The organism is Bradyrhizobium sp. USDA 4454, assembly GCF_054822705.1.
Genome location: NZ_JBTRCN010000001.1, coordinates 2,493,389 through 2,508,038, shown reverse-complemented (window position 1 = coordinate 2,508,038; position 14,650 = coordinate 2,493,389). Strand labels below are relative to the sequence as shown.

General features: G+C 63.9%; 16 protein-coding genes. 10 read left to right on the top strand and 6 right to left on the bottom strand.

Annotation, left to right across the window (positions count from 1 at the left end):
- Nucleotides 1-47: 47 nt before the first annotated feature.
- Both ACVIW0_RS11410 and xoxF5 read right to left on the bottom strand, forming a co-directional pair.
- Entirely contained in the window at nt 48-524 is a 477-nt protein-coding gene (locus ACVIW0_RS11410; RefSeq protein ID WP_461357300.1) for a c-type cytochrome, methanol metabolism-related, read from the bottom strand.
- Nucleotides 525-647: 123 nt separating this feature from the next.
- Nucleotides 648-2,453: a lanthanide-dependent methanol dehydrogenase XoxF5 gene (xoxF5, locus tag ACVIW0_RS11405; RefSeq protein ID WP_461352415.1), complete on the bottom strand. Its 1,806-nt coding sequence runs from the start codon at nt 2,451-2,453 to the stop codon at nt 648-650.
- Nucleotides 2,454-2,889: 436 nt separating this feature from the next.
- Here xoxF5 and ACVIW0_RS11400 point away from each other — a divergent pair, with 436 nt between their 5' ends.
- Both ACVIW0_RS11400 and ACVIW0_RS11395 read left to right on the top strand, forming a co-directional pair.
- Nucleotides 2,890-3,864, top strand: a complete 975-nt coding sequence (locus ACVIW0_RS11400; protein WP_461352414.1) for a helix-turn-helix domain-containing protein — start codon at nt 2,890-2,892, stop codon at nt 3,862-3,864.
- 30 nt (nt 3,865-3,894) lie between these two features.
- A complete protein-coding gene (locus tag ACVIW0_RS11395; protein WP_461352413.1) occupies nt 3,895-4,314 on the top strand; it encodes a YkvA family protein in 420 nt (139 codons plus the stop codon).
- Here the strand turns inward: ACVIW0_RS11395 and ACVIW0_RS11390 are convergent.
- Nucleotides 4,311-5,675, bottom strand: coding sequence for a histidine kinase (locus ACVIW0_RS11390; protein WP_461352412.1), 1,365 nt, complete (start codon nt 5,673-5,675; stop codon nt 4,311-4,313). The genes ACVIW0_RS11395 and ACVIW0_RS11390 overlap by 4 nt on opposite strands.
- A 180-nt stretch (nt 5,676-5,855) precedes the next feature.
- Here ACVIW0_RS11390 and ACVIW0_RS11385 point away from each other — a divergent pair, with 180 nt between their 5' ends.
- Nucleotides 5,856-6,476 carry a response regulator transcription factor gene (locus ACVIW0_RS11385; protein WP_146987533.1) on the top strand — a complete coding sequence of 207 codons (621 nt, stop codon included), beginning with the start codon at nt 5,856-5,858 and terminating at the stop codon, nt 6,474-6,476.
- A 30-nt stretch (nt 6,477-6,506) separates the two neighbouring features.
- A complete protein-coding gene (gene fghA, locus ACVIW0_RS11380) occupies nt 6,507-7,346 on the top strand; it encodes an S-formylglutathione hydrolase (RefSeq protein WP_461352411.1) in 840 nt (279 codons plus the stop codon).
- Between the two features lie 162 nt (nt 7,347-7,508).
- Here fghA and ACVIW0_RS11375 read toward each other — a convergent pair whose 3' ends face one another.
- Nucleotides 7,509-7,988: a DUF3280 domain-containing protein gene (locus ACVIW0_RS11375; protein WP_461357299.1), complete on the bottom strand. Its 480-nt coding sequence runs from the start codon at nt 7,986-7,988 to the stop codon at nt 7,509-7,511.
- Between the two features lie 209 nt (nt 7,989-8,197).
- Between ACVIW0_RS11375 and ACVIW0_RS11370 the strand changes: the two genes are divergently transcribed.
- From ACVIW0_RS11370 to ACVIW0_RS11345, 6 genes are all read left to right on the top strand, one after another.
- The gene (locus ACVIW0_RS11370) at nt 8,198-9,379 is read left to right on the top strand and encodes an ABC transporter substrate-binding protein (RefSeq protein ID WP_461352410.1); all 1,182 of its coding nucleotides are present in this window, start codon (nt 8,198-8,200) and stop codon (nt 9,377-9,379) included.
- Between the two features lie 5 nt (nt 9,380-9,384).
- Nucleotides 9,385-10,362, top strand: coding sequence for a YVTN family beta-propeller repeat protein (locus tag ACVIW0_RS11365; RefSeq protein ID WP_461352409.1), 978 nt, complete (start codon nt 9,385-9,387; stop codon nt 10,360-10,362).
- Nucleotides 10,359-11,174: an ABC transporter ATP-binding protein gene (locus tag ACVIW0_RS11360; protein ID WP_461352408.1), complete on the top strand. Its 816-nt coding sequence runs from the start codon at nt 10,359-10,361 to the stop codon at nt 11,172-11,174. Before ACVIW0_RS11365 ends, ACVIW0_RS11360 begins: the two co-directional genes overlap by 4 nt.
- Nucleotides 11,171-12,019, top strand: coding sequence for an ABC transporter permease (locus tag ACVIW0_RS11355; protein ID WP_461352407.1), 849 nt, complete (start codon nt 11,171-11,173; stop codon nt 12,017-12,019). Before ACVIW0_RS11360 ends, ACVIW0_RS11355 begins: the two co-directional genes overlap by 4 nt.
- On the top strand, nt 12,016-12,633 hold the full coding sequence (locus tag ACVIW0_RS11350; RefSeq protein ID WP_461352406.1) for a hypothetical protein: 618 nt from the start codon (nt 12,016-12,018) through the stop codon (nt 12,631-12,633). Before ACVIW0_RS11355 ends, ACVIW0_RS11350 begins: the two co-directional genes overlap by 4 nt.
- A 127-nt stretch (nt 12,634-12,760) precedes the next feature.
- A complete protein-coding gene (locus ACVIW0_RS11345) occupies nt 12,761-13,057 on the top strand; it encodes a copper-binding protein (protein WP_461352405.1) in 297 nt (98 codons plus the stop codon).
- 24 nt (nt 13,058-13,081) lie between these two features.
- Here the strand turns inward: ACVIW0_RS11345 and ACVIW0_RS11340 are convergent, their stop codons facing one another.
- Both ACVIW0_RS11340 and ACVIW0_RS11335 read right to left on the bottom strand, forming a co-directional pair.
- Nucleotides 13,082-13,636 carry a PQQ-dependent catabolism-associated CXXCW motif protein gene (locus ACVIW0_RS11340; protein WP_461352404.1) on the bottom strand — a complete coding sequence of 185 codons (555 nt, stop codon included), beginning with the start codon at nt 13,634-13,636 and terminating at the stop codon, nt 13,082-13,084.
- Nucleotides 13,633-14,514, bottom strand: coding sequence for a substrate-binding domain-containing protein (locus ACVIW0_RS11335; protein ID WP_461352403.1), 882 nt, complete (start codon nt 14,512-14,514; stop codon nt 13,633-13,635). Before ACVIW0_RS11335 ends, ACVIW0_RS11340 begins: the two co-directional genes overlap by 4 nt.
- Nucleotides 14,515-14,650: the final 136 nt, after the last annotated feature.

Below are 14,650 nucleotides of genomic sequence, written 5' to 3'. Positions count from 1 at the left end.
GGTCTCCACTAAACATCAAACAGGTTTGCCATTCGCGCCGGTCACGCTCACTTCTTGTTGCCCATGCAGGCGTCTTCGGCCTTGCCATAAGCTTCGGACTTGTCTTCATGCTTGGCCGGCCGAACACGCCCAACCGCATTATTGGCGCGGGCGCGCAGATACACATAGAGGTCGTCCATGTAGCAGGCAACGTTCGGGTTATCGCCGAATGCCGGCATCACATTCTCCTGTGCCGTGGACACGTTCTTGCGTCCGCTCGCGACGACGCCGATGAAGTCCGCGTAGTTCATGCTCTTCAGCGAATTCGCCAGCGCCGGAGCATAGGTCGATCCCATGCCGTCGGGGCCGTGGCAGACGTGGCACTCCGAATGGTAGCGGCGGTATCCGGAGTAGGTGTACCAGTCCACCGTGCCGTCGGACGCGACCTTGAACGTCGGGTCTCCATCCTTGTCGAGATACTTGCCGTCTTCGTTCTTGACGGCGGTCGGATCACCCGCATCCTCGGCGGAGGCAACTCCACCCATTGCCACGACGAAGATCGCAGCAGTCACCAACCAGATCTTACGCAAAAGCATATCCTCGCGTGCAGATTGAAGACGGACCGGCGCATGGAGTCCGCTCCATGCGCCGGAACGAGGTCGCTCAGCTCACTGCTGCGGCAGCGAGAACACGGTGAGCGTTCCACCGAGCGCGGTGTAGTTGCTCAGCGCGGCATAGCCGCCGACTGCGCCGAGACCGGCCGTCGGATCGGTCAGACCAGCCGCGAGGCCGATGCCTGCCCAACCGCCAACACCCGACAGAACCGCGACGTACTGCTTGCCGTTGTTCTCGTAGGTGGTGACGTTGCCGATGATGCCGGACGGGGTCTTGAACTTGTAGAGCTCCTTGCCCGTCTTGGCGTCGACGGCCTTCAGGTAGCCTTCCAGCGTGCCGTAGAACACCACGCCGCCGGCGGTCGCGAGCGCACCCGACCAGACCGAGAACTGCTCCTTGTTCGACCAGACGATCTTGCCGGTCTTGCCGTCCCAGGCGATGAAGTTGCCCATGTTGGTCTCACCGGGAGGCGGATACATCGACAGCGTCGCGCCGACATAGGGCTGACCTGCGGTGTAGCTCACCTTGAACGGCTCGTAGTCCATGCAGACGTGGTTGGTCGGCACGTAGAACAGCTGCGTGTCGGGCGAGTAGGCCGCCGGCTGCTCGTCCTTCGAGCCGAGCGCTGCCGGGCAGATGCCCTTGACATTGACGTCCTCGCCGGCCTTGTCGGTCGACGCTGCGTCAAGAACCTTCGGACGACCATAGGTCGGCGAGTCCTTCTTCATGTCGACGCCGGAGGTCCAGTTCACCTTCGGATCATACTTCTCGGCGACCAGCAGTTCGCCGGTGGCGCGATCGAGGGTGTAGCCGAGGCCGTTACGATCGAAGTGGGTCAGGAGCTTGCGCGCCTTGCCGTCGATCGACTGATCCGAGAGGATCATCTCGTTGATGCCGTCATAGTCCCATTCGTCATGGGGCGTCATCTGGTAGACCCACTTGGCGACGCCGGTATCCGGGTTACGCGCCCAGATCGTCATCGACCACTTGTTGTCGCCGGGCCGCTGCTTCGGATTCCAGGTCGAGGGGTTGCCCGATCCGTAATACACGAGGTTCAGCTCGGGATCGTAGGAGATCCAGCCCCAGGTCGCGCCGCCGCCGATCTTCCACTGATCGCCTTGCCACGTCTTCAGGCTCGAATCCTTGCCGACCGGCTTGCCGAGCTCGGTGGTCTTGTCGTCGACCAGGATCTGATCGTCCGGACCTTCCGAGAAGCCGCGCCAGACCAGCTTGCCGGTCTTGATGTCGTAGGCGCTCATATGCGCCTGCACGCCGAACTCGCCGCCGGAGATACCGATCAGGACCTTGTCCTTGATCACCATCGGCGCGGAGGTGCCGGTCGAGCCCTTGCTCGGGTCGCCGTTCTTGACGCTCCACTCCACCTTGCCGGTCTTGGCATCGAGCGCGACAAGCGTGGTGTCGGCCTGGTGCAGGAAGATCTTGCCGTCACCGTAGGCGACGCCGCGATTGACGGTATCGCAGCACATCACCGGAATGACGTTCGGATCCTGCTTCGGCTCGTACTTCCAGACGATCTGGTTGTCCTTCGAAAGGTCAATAGCGTAGACCTTGTTCGGGAACGGGGTGTGCACGTACATGATGTTGCCGATGATCAGCGGGCCGCCTTCGTGGCCGCGCAGCACGCCGGTCGAAAACGTCCAGGCGACCTGCAACTTTCCGACGTTCGAGGCGTTGATCTGATTCAGCTTCGAGTAACGCGTGTTCGCGTAGTCGCCGGTCGGCATCACCCAGTCTTTCGGGTTCTGCGTCATCTTGTGGAGTTCGTCATTGGCAGTGGCAGCTCCGGCGGCGAACACCGCCATGGCCCCAAGGCTGGTCGCGTATAGCAGCTTGCGCATCGTGGATTTCCTCCCAGGTTCAAGAGCTCAAGGGTTTCCGCCGAAACGGCCCCACTTCTTCCATTTTGGTACCCCAGTCGTAGTCCGATCGAATCCGGCTGACTTGCCCAAAAGAGAAGAGCCGTTTGCTCAGAAGCGAAGCTTTGTCAGATTTTTCCAGCCCGGGTCCGAATGGGCAGGAACGGTTGCTTCATGTTGCAGGGCATCATTCGCGGCTTGCACCGTTCGAGCGCCGATTTGACGCGTGCTAAGGTTGCGCTTGACGAGCCCAGAACTAAGTCGGAGGATCACCCGACATTAACCGGGAAGATGTCCCGTCGCCTCCCTAAGCTGTTCAGAATCAGCAAGAAGGCGCATCATCCCGGACCAGACTTAAGCGCGGTATGCAGTCACGTTGGGGATCGAATCGGTGGCTGGAAAATCGGTGGCTGGAAAGATGTCCGATACAGTCCATTCACTCAGCACGAACGGATTGACGCCCAAGCGTCAGATCCAGCGCTGGTCGGATGCGCTCACCGACCTCTGCGGTCAGTTCGACGTCGATGCGCTGGAAGGATCCTCGCTTGAAGGCCGGATCAACTACACCACCGTGTCGCGGCTGAAGCTGTGCCAGATCGAAGCAAGCCAGCACCGGATCGCGCATACCATCTCGCGCATCAAGCTGAGCGAGCACCCCTACATCAAGATCGTCTTCCAGACCTATGGCGTCTCGCATTTCGAGCAGGACGGTCTGCACTTCGATATCATGCCGGGCGACTGCTTCGCCTATGACGTGTCGTGTCCGCATACGATCATCAGCCCGTCCCTGACGCGTCACGAGGTTGTCATCGTTCCAAAGGACCTGCTCAAGGAGCGCGGCTTCCAGCTCTCCAAGATGGCGCCGTGCAAGCTGTCGGCGCGCAACGGCACCGGCCGCATCGCCTATGATTTCGTCCATGCCGCGTTCGGCGAGGCGCCGACGCTGACCCCGGTCAACGCGGTCGGCGTCGCCGACGCGCTGATCGACCTGCTGCTGCTGCCGCTGCGCGAGACCGGCGCGATGTTCGACCGCGGCAGCGCCGAGGCGACCTATGTGCGGGCCCAGGGTTTCATCCGCGAGCATCTGCGCGATCCGGATCTCTGCATCGACCGCATTTCCGCGGCGCTGGGCTGCTCCAAGCGCTATCTGCATATGCTGTTCAGCGATCGCGGCATGACGGTCAGCGACTACATCTGGAAGGCGCGGCTGCAGAATTGCCGGCAGGAGCTGGAATCCCAGAACGGCAAGACCATCACGGATGTCGCGTTCTCGTGGGGCTTCTCGAGCTCCTCGCATTTCAGCCGCGTATTCCGGAAGTATTTCGGCATCGCGCCCTCCTCCGTCCACAAGGGTCTGCACGGCGGCATACCGGTGGACGTGGTGCTGGAGTAGCGTTTCCGTCTGGCGTGCAGGCGCCACGCCATGCTGTCGGCCTTCAAACTCTCCTCACGCAAGCTGTCTTCGATCAAGCTTTGGGCGCGCAACCTCAAACGTGACAGCGTTGCGCTCTATTTTGCTTCGCGCGATCCGCGCGTGCCGTGGTACGCAAAAGCCCTTGCGATCGCCATTGCGGCCTATGCGCTCTCGCCGATCGACCTGATACCGGATTTCATCCCGGTGCTGGGCTATCTCGACGACCTGATCTTGCTGCCACTCGGCATCTGGCTTGCGCTCGCGCTGATTCCGGAAGAGGTCATGGCAGATTGCCGCACCAGGGCCGCAGCCGTCTTGCAGCGCCCGATCAGCCGGGCCGGCATGATCGCGATCGTTGTGCTCTGGATCGCCGGCGCACTGGCGCTGGCATGGGCCGCCTTCAGATATTGGACACCATCAGCGACCTAAGCGGGCGCGGCCTTCGGCACCAGCGCCTCGACCGTCACGCCGTCATTGGCGGAATCGATCTTGAGCGTGCCGCCAAGCGCGAGGATGCGCTCCCGCATCCCGGTCAAGCCGCGGCCAAGCCGGTGATCGGCGAGCAGGCCGCGGCCATTGTCGCGGACCCGCACCAGCGCGCAGCCGCGGCTGCCGCGCACACCGGCTTGCCGCTCCGCAGGCTCGATCGTGATATCGACCGTCGTTGCGCCGGCGTGGCGAAACACGTTGGTGAGCGCTTCCTGGACGATGCGGTAGATCGTCAGGTCGGCCATCTCGCCGGTATCGCCGAGATCGGGCGATACGTTGCTGTCGATCTCCACCTCCGGGTGGGTTTCGCTCCACATCCGCACCAGCGCGCCGAGCGCTTCCGCAAGCCCGAGCTCGGCCAATCCAACCGGCCGCAATCGCTCCAGGATGCGGCGGGTGAACTGCTGCAGCGCATTGACCTGCTCGAGGATGGCATTGCCGTGCTTGCGCAGCGCCGCGGGATCGGGCTTTTCGAGCTCCGCCAGCCGGGTCAGCGCGCCGGCATGCGCGCGCAGCGCGAACAGATAGGGCCCGAACTCATCGTGCAGTTCGCGCGCGATTTCCTTGCGTTCGGAATCCTGCAGCGACACCGCGCGTTCGGCCAGTTGCCGCTTGCTGTCCACGGCTTCGCCCAGTGTCGCCGCCAGATGGTTCAGTTTGGCACAGATCGCGGCCAGTTCCGGCGATCCGCCGGGCTCGACGCGCGCATCGTAATCTCCCGCCTCGATGCTGATCATGGCCTGCGACAGCGCTTCCAGGGGCGCCAGCGCGCGGCCAACCACCAGCATGGTGACCAGCAGCAGCGCCACCGCGATCGCCGAGCCGACCTCGAGCTGGGTGACAATGCCATCCCAGATCTCGGCGATTTCGTCGTCCGGATGCGAGGTGATGACAAGCGATTGCGGCTTGCCGTGAACCGAGATCGGCACCCGCACCGAGGTCTGCTCGGGATGAACCAGCGCGACGAACCACTCCGGCGCAGCGCGCAGACCACCGGCGTCCTCGGGCCGTCCGGCGGATTTGGCGGTCGCGCCATCCTGCCGCGAGATGCTGACGTGACGCAGCCGGCTCAGGTCCTGGACGATCTGGTCGAGCCGCGCATCGGGGTCTGGTGCCTCGTCGAGGCCCGCCACGATCGTCGCAACGAACTCGCGCGCCAGCCGGATCACGCTCTGGTCCTCGGCCTGGACGCGCGGGCCAGCTTCGAGCACAAGCCGCGCAATATTGATGCCCAGCCCAAGCGCCAGGATCACTGCCAGCAGCAGATTGATCCGTGCGCGCAAGGATAGCTTTTGCCACATGACGTTGCCCCCGACCGCGATGCCTCCTCCGAGAGGATCGTTGACAGCCAAATTTGCCCGGCTATCTAATCGCACCCTATCGCAATCCCGTGCGAGATGCACAACGGCCGGAACCGAGGTGCTCTTCGCGCAAGCCGATGTGACGATGAGTGAACCGATGCAGGTTGCCGGAACAATGCCATGCGCATTCTGATCGTTGATGATCATCCCATCGTTGCCTCCGGCTGCCGCACCGTGTTCGCCGACGATCCCGAGATCACCCTGCTGGAAGCCGCGGATGCCGAAAGCGGCGAGCGGGCGTTCGTCGCGGAAAAGCCCGATCTCTGCGTGATCGACATCAACCTGCCGACCGTCTCGGGCTTCGAGCTGGCGCGCCGCATCCTGACGCGCGATGCATCCGCGCGGCTCATCATGTTCAGCATGAACGACGACCCGGTGTTCGCCGCCCGCGCCATCGACATCGGCGCCAAGGGTTACGTCTCGAAGACCGGCGATCCCAACGATCTGGTCGAAGCGGTGCGCGAAGTCGGCAATGGCGGCGTCTATCTGCCGCCTGCGATCGCACGCAACGTCGCGTTTGCGCGGCCGGGCTTTGCGCAAAACCCGCTGTCCAAGCTCACCTCGCGCGAGATGGAGATCCTGCGCCTGCTCAGTTCCGGCAAGAGCCTGTCCGAAATCGCCTGGCTGGTGCATTCGTCATACAAGACGGTCGCGAACACGTCATCGATCATGCGCCAGAAGCTCGGCGTGCGCACCTCGGCCGAGCTGGTGCGCCTGGCGATCGAGAGCGGCGTCGCCTGACGCAGCACTCCAACCGAGAGGAATACGACAATGCAGACGGTTTCCCAGAACAAGTCGCATGGCGGCACGCAGGGCGTCTACCGGCATCCGAGCCGCGAGACCAAGACCGACATGACCTTTTCGGTGTTCGTCCCGGAGCACGCGGCCGGCGCCAAATTGCCCGTCGTTACCTATCTGTCGGGCCTGACCTGCACCCACGCCAACGTCACCGAGAAGGGTGAATTCCGCCAGGCCTGCGCCGAGCTCGGCCTGATCTTCGTTGCGCCCGACACCAGCCCGCGCGGCGAAGCCGTTCCCGGCGATCCCGCCAATGCATACGATTTCGGCCTCGGTGCAGGCTTCTACGTCGACGCGACGGAGCAGCCGTTCGCGACCAACTACCGGATGTGGAGCTACGTCACCGAGGAATTGCCCAGACTGATCGCCGAACACTTCCCGGTCGACACCAAGCGGCAATCGATCCTCGGTCACTCCATGGGCGGCCACGGCGCGCTGACCGTCGCGCTGACGTACCCTGGTCGTTATCGCGCGGCCAGCGCATTCGCGCCGATCGTGGCGCCGTCGCAGGTGCCGTGGGGCAACAAGGCACTGGGCGGCTATCTCGGCAGCAACAAGCAGGCGTGGCGCAAGCACGACGCGGTCGCGCTGATCGAGGACGGCGCCCGCTTCTCCGACCTGCTGGTCGATTACGGCGATGCCGACGGCTTCCTTGCCGAGCAGTTGCGGCCCGAGCTGTTGAAAGCCGCCTGCGAGAAGGCCAACATCCCGCTCACCTTCCGGCGTCAGCCGGGCTACGACCACAGCTACTACTTCATCTCGACCTTCATGGCCGATCACCTGCGCTGGCACGCCGCGCGGTTGAAGGGTTAGGCTGTGGCCAATCCATCTCCGTCATCCTGAGGAGCCGCACAGCGGCGTCTCGAAGGATGCACGGCCCGGCTGGTGGCCGTCCATCCTTCGAGACGCGCGTTCCGCGCTCCTCAGGATGACGGAGATCGACCGCCGTCAACGACATCGCGAGCGAAGGGCGCCCTACCGCGCCTGCGGCGCGCCGTAGTTCGGCGCGAGCAGGCGGTTGCGCACGAGGTAGTCGGTGGCCCGCGACCAGGATTCATCGGTATTGCCGCGCATGTCGACGCTCGCGGCGGTAACCAATTGCCCAGTGTGCACGTCGCGCAGATAGAGATTAATGTTGAGGATGAGGTTGGAGACCTTCTGCACCACGCCGGTCATCGCGAGGTCAGCACCCAGCTCGCCGGCCAGTTTCACGTCGCATCCGCCGCAGGCCTGAAGATTGCTGCCGTGCGCCGCAGCATTGACCGGCGCGATGTCGAGCACGCGGAACTTGCCGGAGTCCGCAAGCTCCTTGCGCACCTGATCGCCGGTCCGCAGCAGCCGCGCCTGCTCGTCGGTCCGCGGCCCGTTCACCTCCCCTTGCAGGCTGGTGTCGATCATCTCGAGATCGAACACGGCGAGCTTGGGCGGCTCGGCGCGGGCCGCCGCCAAAGACATCAACAGCAAAGATACGACGACAGCGGACGCTGATCTCATGCAAACCCTGGTCTCATCATTGTGAACCAATCGAATTTGTAATCTTGCAACGACAAAAAGCGGGGTTGCAAGCCAGGCCAATTCCGGCATCTTGCACATCAGCGCATGGCCAGAAAAGCGGAAGCTTTCGACAATGCCATGCCGAGTGAGGAAAGACTGCGGGAGGAGTTATGTTGCGATGGCTGATCGGCATGATCGCGCTCAGCATGATGGCGACCGGAGCGCTGGCGGCTGATCCCGTCGAGATTCATATCGGCTATCTTGGCCATGCCGGCGCCAAATCGACGCTGTCGCTGGTCGAACAACCGGCCGACAATGACGGCATCGCCGGCGCGCGGCTGGCGATCGAGGACAACAACACGACCGGAAAATTCCTCAACCAGCGCTTCACACTCGACGAGGTCAAGGTCAAGGACAGCGACGATGTCGCCAAGGTTGCGGCCGATCTCGCCGGCCGCAACGACTACATCATCACCGACCTGCCCGCGGACGCCCTGCTCAAGGCCGCCGACGCATTGCGCGATCGCGGCACCGTGCTGCTGAACGCGGGCGCGATCGACGACCGGCTGCGCGAGCAGGACTGCCGCGGCAATGTGATCCATGTCGCGCCGACCCGCTCGATGCTGGCGGATGCGCTCGGCCAGTACCTGGTGTGGAAGCAGTGGAAGCGCTGGCTGCTGGTGACCGGCTCGCATGATCAGGACAAGCTCTACGCCGATGCGTTGCGCCGCGCCGCCGCCCGCTTTGGCGCCAAGATCGTCCAGGAACGGACCTTCGAGGACACCGGCGGCGCCCGCCGCACCGACTCCGGCGTGACGCTGATCCAGCGCCAGATGCCAGTGTTCACGCAGCAGGCGCCAGCATACGACGTGCTGGTTGCCGCCGACGAGAGTGAGGTGTTTGCGAATTATCTGCCGTACCGGACCTGGGACCCGCGCCCCGTCGCCGGTTCGGCGGGCCTGGTGGCGACCAGCTGGGACGCGGCGCATGACCAATGGGGCGCAGTCCAGATTCAGAACCGCTTCGTCAAGCTGAACATGCGCCGCATGACCGCGCTCGACATGCAGGCCTGGACTGCCGCGCGCATGATCGGCGAAGCTACCTCCCGCTCCAGCTCGGGCGATCCCAAGAAGGTCATCGCCTTCCTCAAGGGCAAGGATTTCTCGATCGCCGCCTTCAAGGGCACGCGATTGACCCTGCGTGACTGGAATTGGCAGCTGCGCCAGCCGATCCTGCTGGCCGATGGTCGCATGGTCGTTTCGGTCTCGCCGCAGGAAGGTTTCCTGCATCAGGTTTCCGAGCTCGACACGCTCGGAGTTGACCGCCCAGAAACGAAGTGCAAGCTGCCGTGAGGGAGATGAAACGCATGTGGCGCCGCCGTCTGCTGACCGGGATGCTCGTTTGGCTTGCCGCGACCCCGGCGTCCGCCTTCGTTGCCTATGTCTCGAACGAAAAGGGCAACACCGTCACGGTGATCGACACCAACAGCTGGACGGTGACAAAGACCATCAAGGTCGGTCAGCGGCCGCGCGGCATCGAGTTCTCGCGCGACGGCAAGTTCGTCATGGTCGCGGTCGGCGACGACGACACCATCCAGGTGATCGACACCAAGACCCAGGAGATCGTCGACACCCTGCCCTCCGGCCCCGACCCGGAATTGTTCACCCAGGATGCCGCCGGCAAGACCATGTATGTCGCCAACGAGAACGACAACACGGTCACCGTGATCGACCTCGAGAAGCGCGCCCGGATCGGCGACATCCAGGTCGGCGTCGAGCCTGAGGGCATGACGATCAGCCCGGACGGCAAGATCCTGATCAACACGTCTGAGACCACCAACATGGCGCATTTCATCGATACGTCGACGCGCCAGATCGTCGCCAATGTGCTGGTCGATTCGCGGCCGCGCTTCGCCCAGTTCAAGCGCGATGGCTCCGAATTGTGGGTCTCCTCCGAGATCGGCGGCACGGTGTCGATCATCGATCCGGCCAAGCGCGAGGTGACCGGCAAGATCACCTTCGAAATTCCGGGCCTGCGCAACGAGGCGATCCAGCCTGTCGGCATCGGCATGACCAAGGACGGCAAGACCGCGTTCATCGCGCTCGGCCCCGCCAACCGCGTCGCTGTTGTCGACGGCGCAACCCACAAGGTGCTCAAATATCTCCTGGTCGGCCAGCGGGTCTGGCACATGGACTTCACCCCGGACGAAAAATATCTGATGGTCACCAACGGCGTCTCCAACGACGTCTCGGTGATCGACGTCGCATCCCAGAAGGTGATCAAGACCATTCAGGTCGGCGAACTGCCCTGGGGGATCACAATCGCGCAACCATGACCGCAACGGATGCCCATATCGCGAGCCAGTCCGCGCCGGATGCAGGCCCTGTAGCGGCCGTGCAGCCGGCATTGTCGATCGGCAATGTCAGCCACAGCTATGGTGCGCGGCGCGCCCTGATCGACGTCAATTTCACGGTTCAGCCTGCGAGCTTCACCGCCCTGCTGGGCCTCAACGGCGCCGGCAAGAGCACGTTGTTCTCGCTGGTGACGCGGCTGTTCGGCATCCAGAACGGCCAGATCAAGATCTTCGGGCACGATATCAGCCGGACGCCCGGCGAAGCGTTGCGGCTGATGGGCGTCGTGTTCCAGCCGCGCACGCTCGATCTCGATCTCTCGCTGACGCAGAACCTGCTGTATCACGCAGCCCTGCACGGCATCTCCAGGCGCGAGGCGCGGCTGCGCAGCGCCGAGGTGCTCACCCGAATCGGCCTTGCCGACCGCGCCGGCAGCAAGGTGCGCGATCTCTCGGGCGGCCAGATGCGGCGGCTCGAGATTGCCCGCGCGCTGCTGCACCGGCCCAGGCTGTTGCTGCTCGACGAGGCCACCGTGGGGCTCGACGTCAAGGCGCGCGCCGACATTCTCGACCATGTCCGCCAGCTCGTCACCGAACAGGGCATCGGCGTGCTCTGGGCGACGCATCTGTTCGACGAGATCATGCCGGGCGACGACCTCGTCGTGCTGCATCAGGGTCGGATGCTGGCGCACGGGCCGGTGCCGCGCGTCATCGCCGATGCCGGCGCCCAGGACGTCAACACCGCGTTCATGCGCCTGACCGGAACGGCAACCCTCACCGGAAAGCCGCCCACATGAGCAGCACGACGGTCACGCCCGCGCGCAGCGGCTTCTCGCTGTCGGAATACATCGTCTGCCTGAACGGCATCGTGTGGCGCGAGGCGCTGCGCTTCCTGCATCAGCGCGAGCGCTTCGTCTCGGCGCTGGTGCGGCCGTTGGTCTGGCTGTTCATCTTCGCGGCCGGCTTCCGCCAGGTGCTCGGCATCTCGATCATCCCGCCCTATGAGACTTACATCCTCTACGAGGTCTATATCGCGCCCGGCCTGATGGCGATGATACAGCTGTTCAACGGCATGCAATCCTCGCTGTCGATGGTCTATGACCGCGAGATGGGCAACATGCGCACGCTGCTGGTCAGCCCGCTGCCGCGCGGCTATCTCTTGTTCTGCAAGCTGCTCGCCGGCACCGCGGTGTCGCTGCTGCAGGTCTATGCCTTCCTGCTGATCGCCTGGTTCTGGGACATCACGCCGCCGACCATCGGCTACCTCACCGTGCTGCCGGCACTGGTGCTGTCGGGCCTGATGCTCGGCGCATTGGGCATGCTGATCTCGGCCAGCATCAAGCAGCTCGAAAACTTCGCCGGCGTGATGAACTTTGTCATCTTCCCGATGTTCTTTGCTTCGTCGGCCCTCTACCCGCTGTGGCGGGTGCAGGAAGGCAGCCCGATGCTGTATTATATCTGCCAGTGCAATCCGTTCACCCATGCGGTGGAGCTGATCCGGTTTGCGCTGTACGGCAAGATGAACTGGGTTTCGCTCGCGGTGGTCGGCGGCTGCATGGTGGTGTTCATGATCGGCGCGATCCTGGCTTACGATCCATCGCGCGGCCTGGTGCGCCGCGGCCCCGGCGGGGGCGAGGCATGACGATCTCGCGCATGGCATTTTGCGTGCTGCTCGCGATGGTTCTGTCGAACCAGGTCGCGTCAGCTGCGGACCCGCGCTATCCGGACTGGCCCTGCCAACAGGCCAAGGTGCCGGAGATCTCGCTCGCCGCGGTCTGGGCTGGCCCACCGCTCGGCGATGCCGAGACCAAGTGGCGGGACGATCCGAAGGTCAGCGCGCTCGTGGCTAGGCTCGCGGCGCGCCGCGTTCCCCTGGAGGATGCGCAGAAGGAGATCACCGAATTCCTGCAAGCCTCCGCCGCCGACAAGGCCAATGCCGGAAAGCTGCTGTTCGCGGGCCTGTTCGATACGCTCAACGGCCAGCGCGCCGCGGTCATGAACGGGCTCGAGCGCGTGATGCGCAAGCAACGCGAGGCGGCGGAAAAGATCCGCGACGATACGATCAAGCTGCAGGCACTGCAGGACGCGACCCCGCCGGACCAGGCCAAGGTCGACGAGCTCGGCAATCAGCTGGTCTGGGAGACGCGGATCTTCGAGGACCGCGGGCGCGTGGTCAAATTCGTCTGTGAGGTGCCGACCGCCATCGATCAGCGGCTGTTTGCGCTCAGCCGCACCATCCAGCAGGAGCTGGATTAAGGCATGCGCCGATCGCCCCCGGGCGATCACCGATGCGCCATTGAACTCGCTGGGCCGCGCGCTGTTCGGGAACCAACTGCGCTCCCCGCTCGTTGTCTCCAACTATATCTGAAGTTGGGAGGCCTCCATGAGAGCAGCCAAGATCGTCATGACCAGCCTCGCCGCCGCGAGCCTGATCACCTCAGCGGCTTTGGCCCAGCAACCGATGACCGGAATAGTCACCAAGATTGACCGATTGAGTGGAACCATCTCGCTTCAGCAGACGCAGAGCGGAACGGTGGGCGCGGCCGGCGGGGCGATGCAGGAATACAAGGTGCCGAAGGGACTATCGCTGGAGGACTTCCACGCCGGCGACAAGGTGGCGTTCACCACCTCAGACAGCGATGGCGGCAAGACCATCAGCAAGCTCGACAAGCAGAAATAACCGGCACGACGCGTGAGGACGGGCTCAATGCTCGCCCTCGCGCGGCTCAGGCTCCGATTCCGCCAGCGGCAATTTGGCGCGCCCCCAGCCGTCGGTCCCCTCCGGATACCACGCCACGTTGCGGTAGCCGTAGGACAGCACACGCTTGGCCGCGTTCCACGACATCCAGCAACTCTCCTGGCAGTAGATCACCAGTAATTTTGCCTTGTCACCGCCGGAGGCGTGGACCAGGCCGCGTCGCAGATAATTCTCGGTCGATGCGGCGAGCTTGCCGTAGCCGGTGTCGGGCAACCAGATGCTGCCGGGAATATTGAGGTGCGGCCGCTCGCGCCACACCGTGCCGGCGGGAAGATTTGGCTTCGGCGCGCGCGGCAGCACGTCGACGAAAGCACCCGATCTGTCGCGCCAGATCGCTTCCGCTTCCGCGGTCGTGAGCACGCGCGCGCCGGCAAGCGTTGTCGGCACCGGCGCACGATAATCCTCGGTGCGATAGCCCTCCGGCTCAGCGGGCGGGTCCTGCGCGCGGACAGGCGAAGCGGCGACCAACATCACCGCAAGCATGGCCGCGAGGCGGATCATGGCGACTTGGTCGCGCTCTCCGGACCGATCGGACGGTCGTTCTCGTCGAGCAGCGGCACACCGTAATCGAGCAGGATCTTGTTGATCGCCGGCTGGTTCTCCTGGATCAGCCGGTTGAGCTGCCGCTTCCAGTTCTGATCGGACCCGCGCACGCCCATGCCGATGCGATAGACCAGCTTCGGTCCCGTGGTCTCCTTGACCAGCGGCGTGACGTGCAGCGCCGGGTTCGCCTTCTTGGCGTAGAAACCCGCCATCGGCCCCCACAGGATGCCGGCATCGATTTCGCCCTTGGCAAGATCATCCATCATGGCCTGGGCCGACGAATCGTAGCGCGTGTCGATCATCAGCGGATAAGGCTTCGCATTGCCCATCAGGCCGGCGGCGGCCATGTTGGTGGCGGGCGGCGTCCCCGCAACGATGCCGATATGCTTGCCCTTCAGCCGCTCGTCCTCGAGCGTCGTGACCTGATCGAGCTCGCCGCCCGCCTTGGTCACCAGCGCATAGGCCGTGCGGTAATAGGGATTGGTGCCTTGCGCGAGGTCATCGCCCTGCGGAAAGCCCATGATCACGTCGCAACGATGCGCCGCGAGGGTCATCCGCACGAAGCCGGTCGCCTGCGGAAAGAACATGTAGTCGAGCTTCTTCTGCAGCTTCTCGGCGAACAGCTCGCCGATCTTGTTCTCGAACCCCTCGCCCTTCTCGTTCGAGAACGGCAGGTTGCGCGGATCGGCGCAGATCCGCAGCACCTTGGCATCGACCAGCTCGATCGAGAGTTCGCCCTGATCATTGACCTGCGCGCGCGCGATATCGCGGCCGGCGAGAGTTACGATCAGGCCGGCAAGCGCAAGCAGAACAGGACGGCATCCGACAATTCTCATTACGTCGTCTCCTCGTGATCGGATCGATCGCCGCGATCCACCAATTGCCCGGTGCAGCATGACGTGCAACAGGAATAATCAGCGCGATTGCGCCGCGTTGCTTGCTGCAGCGCACATCGGCGCGCGGCGACATCGA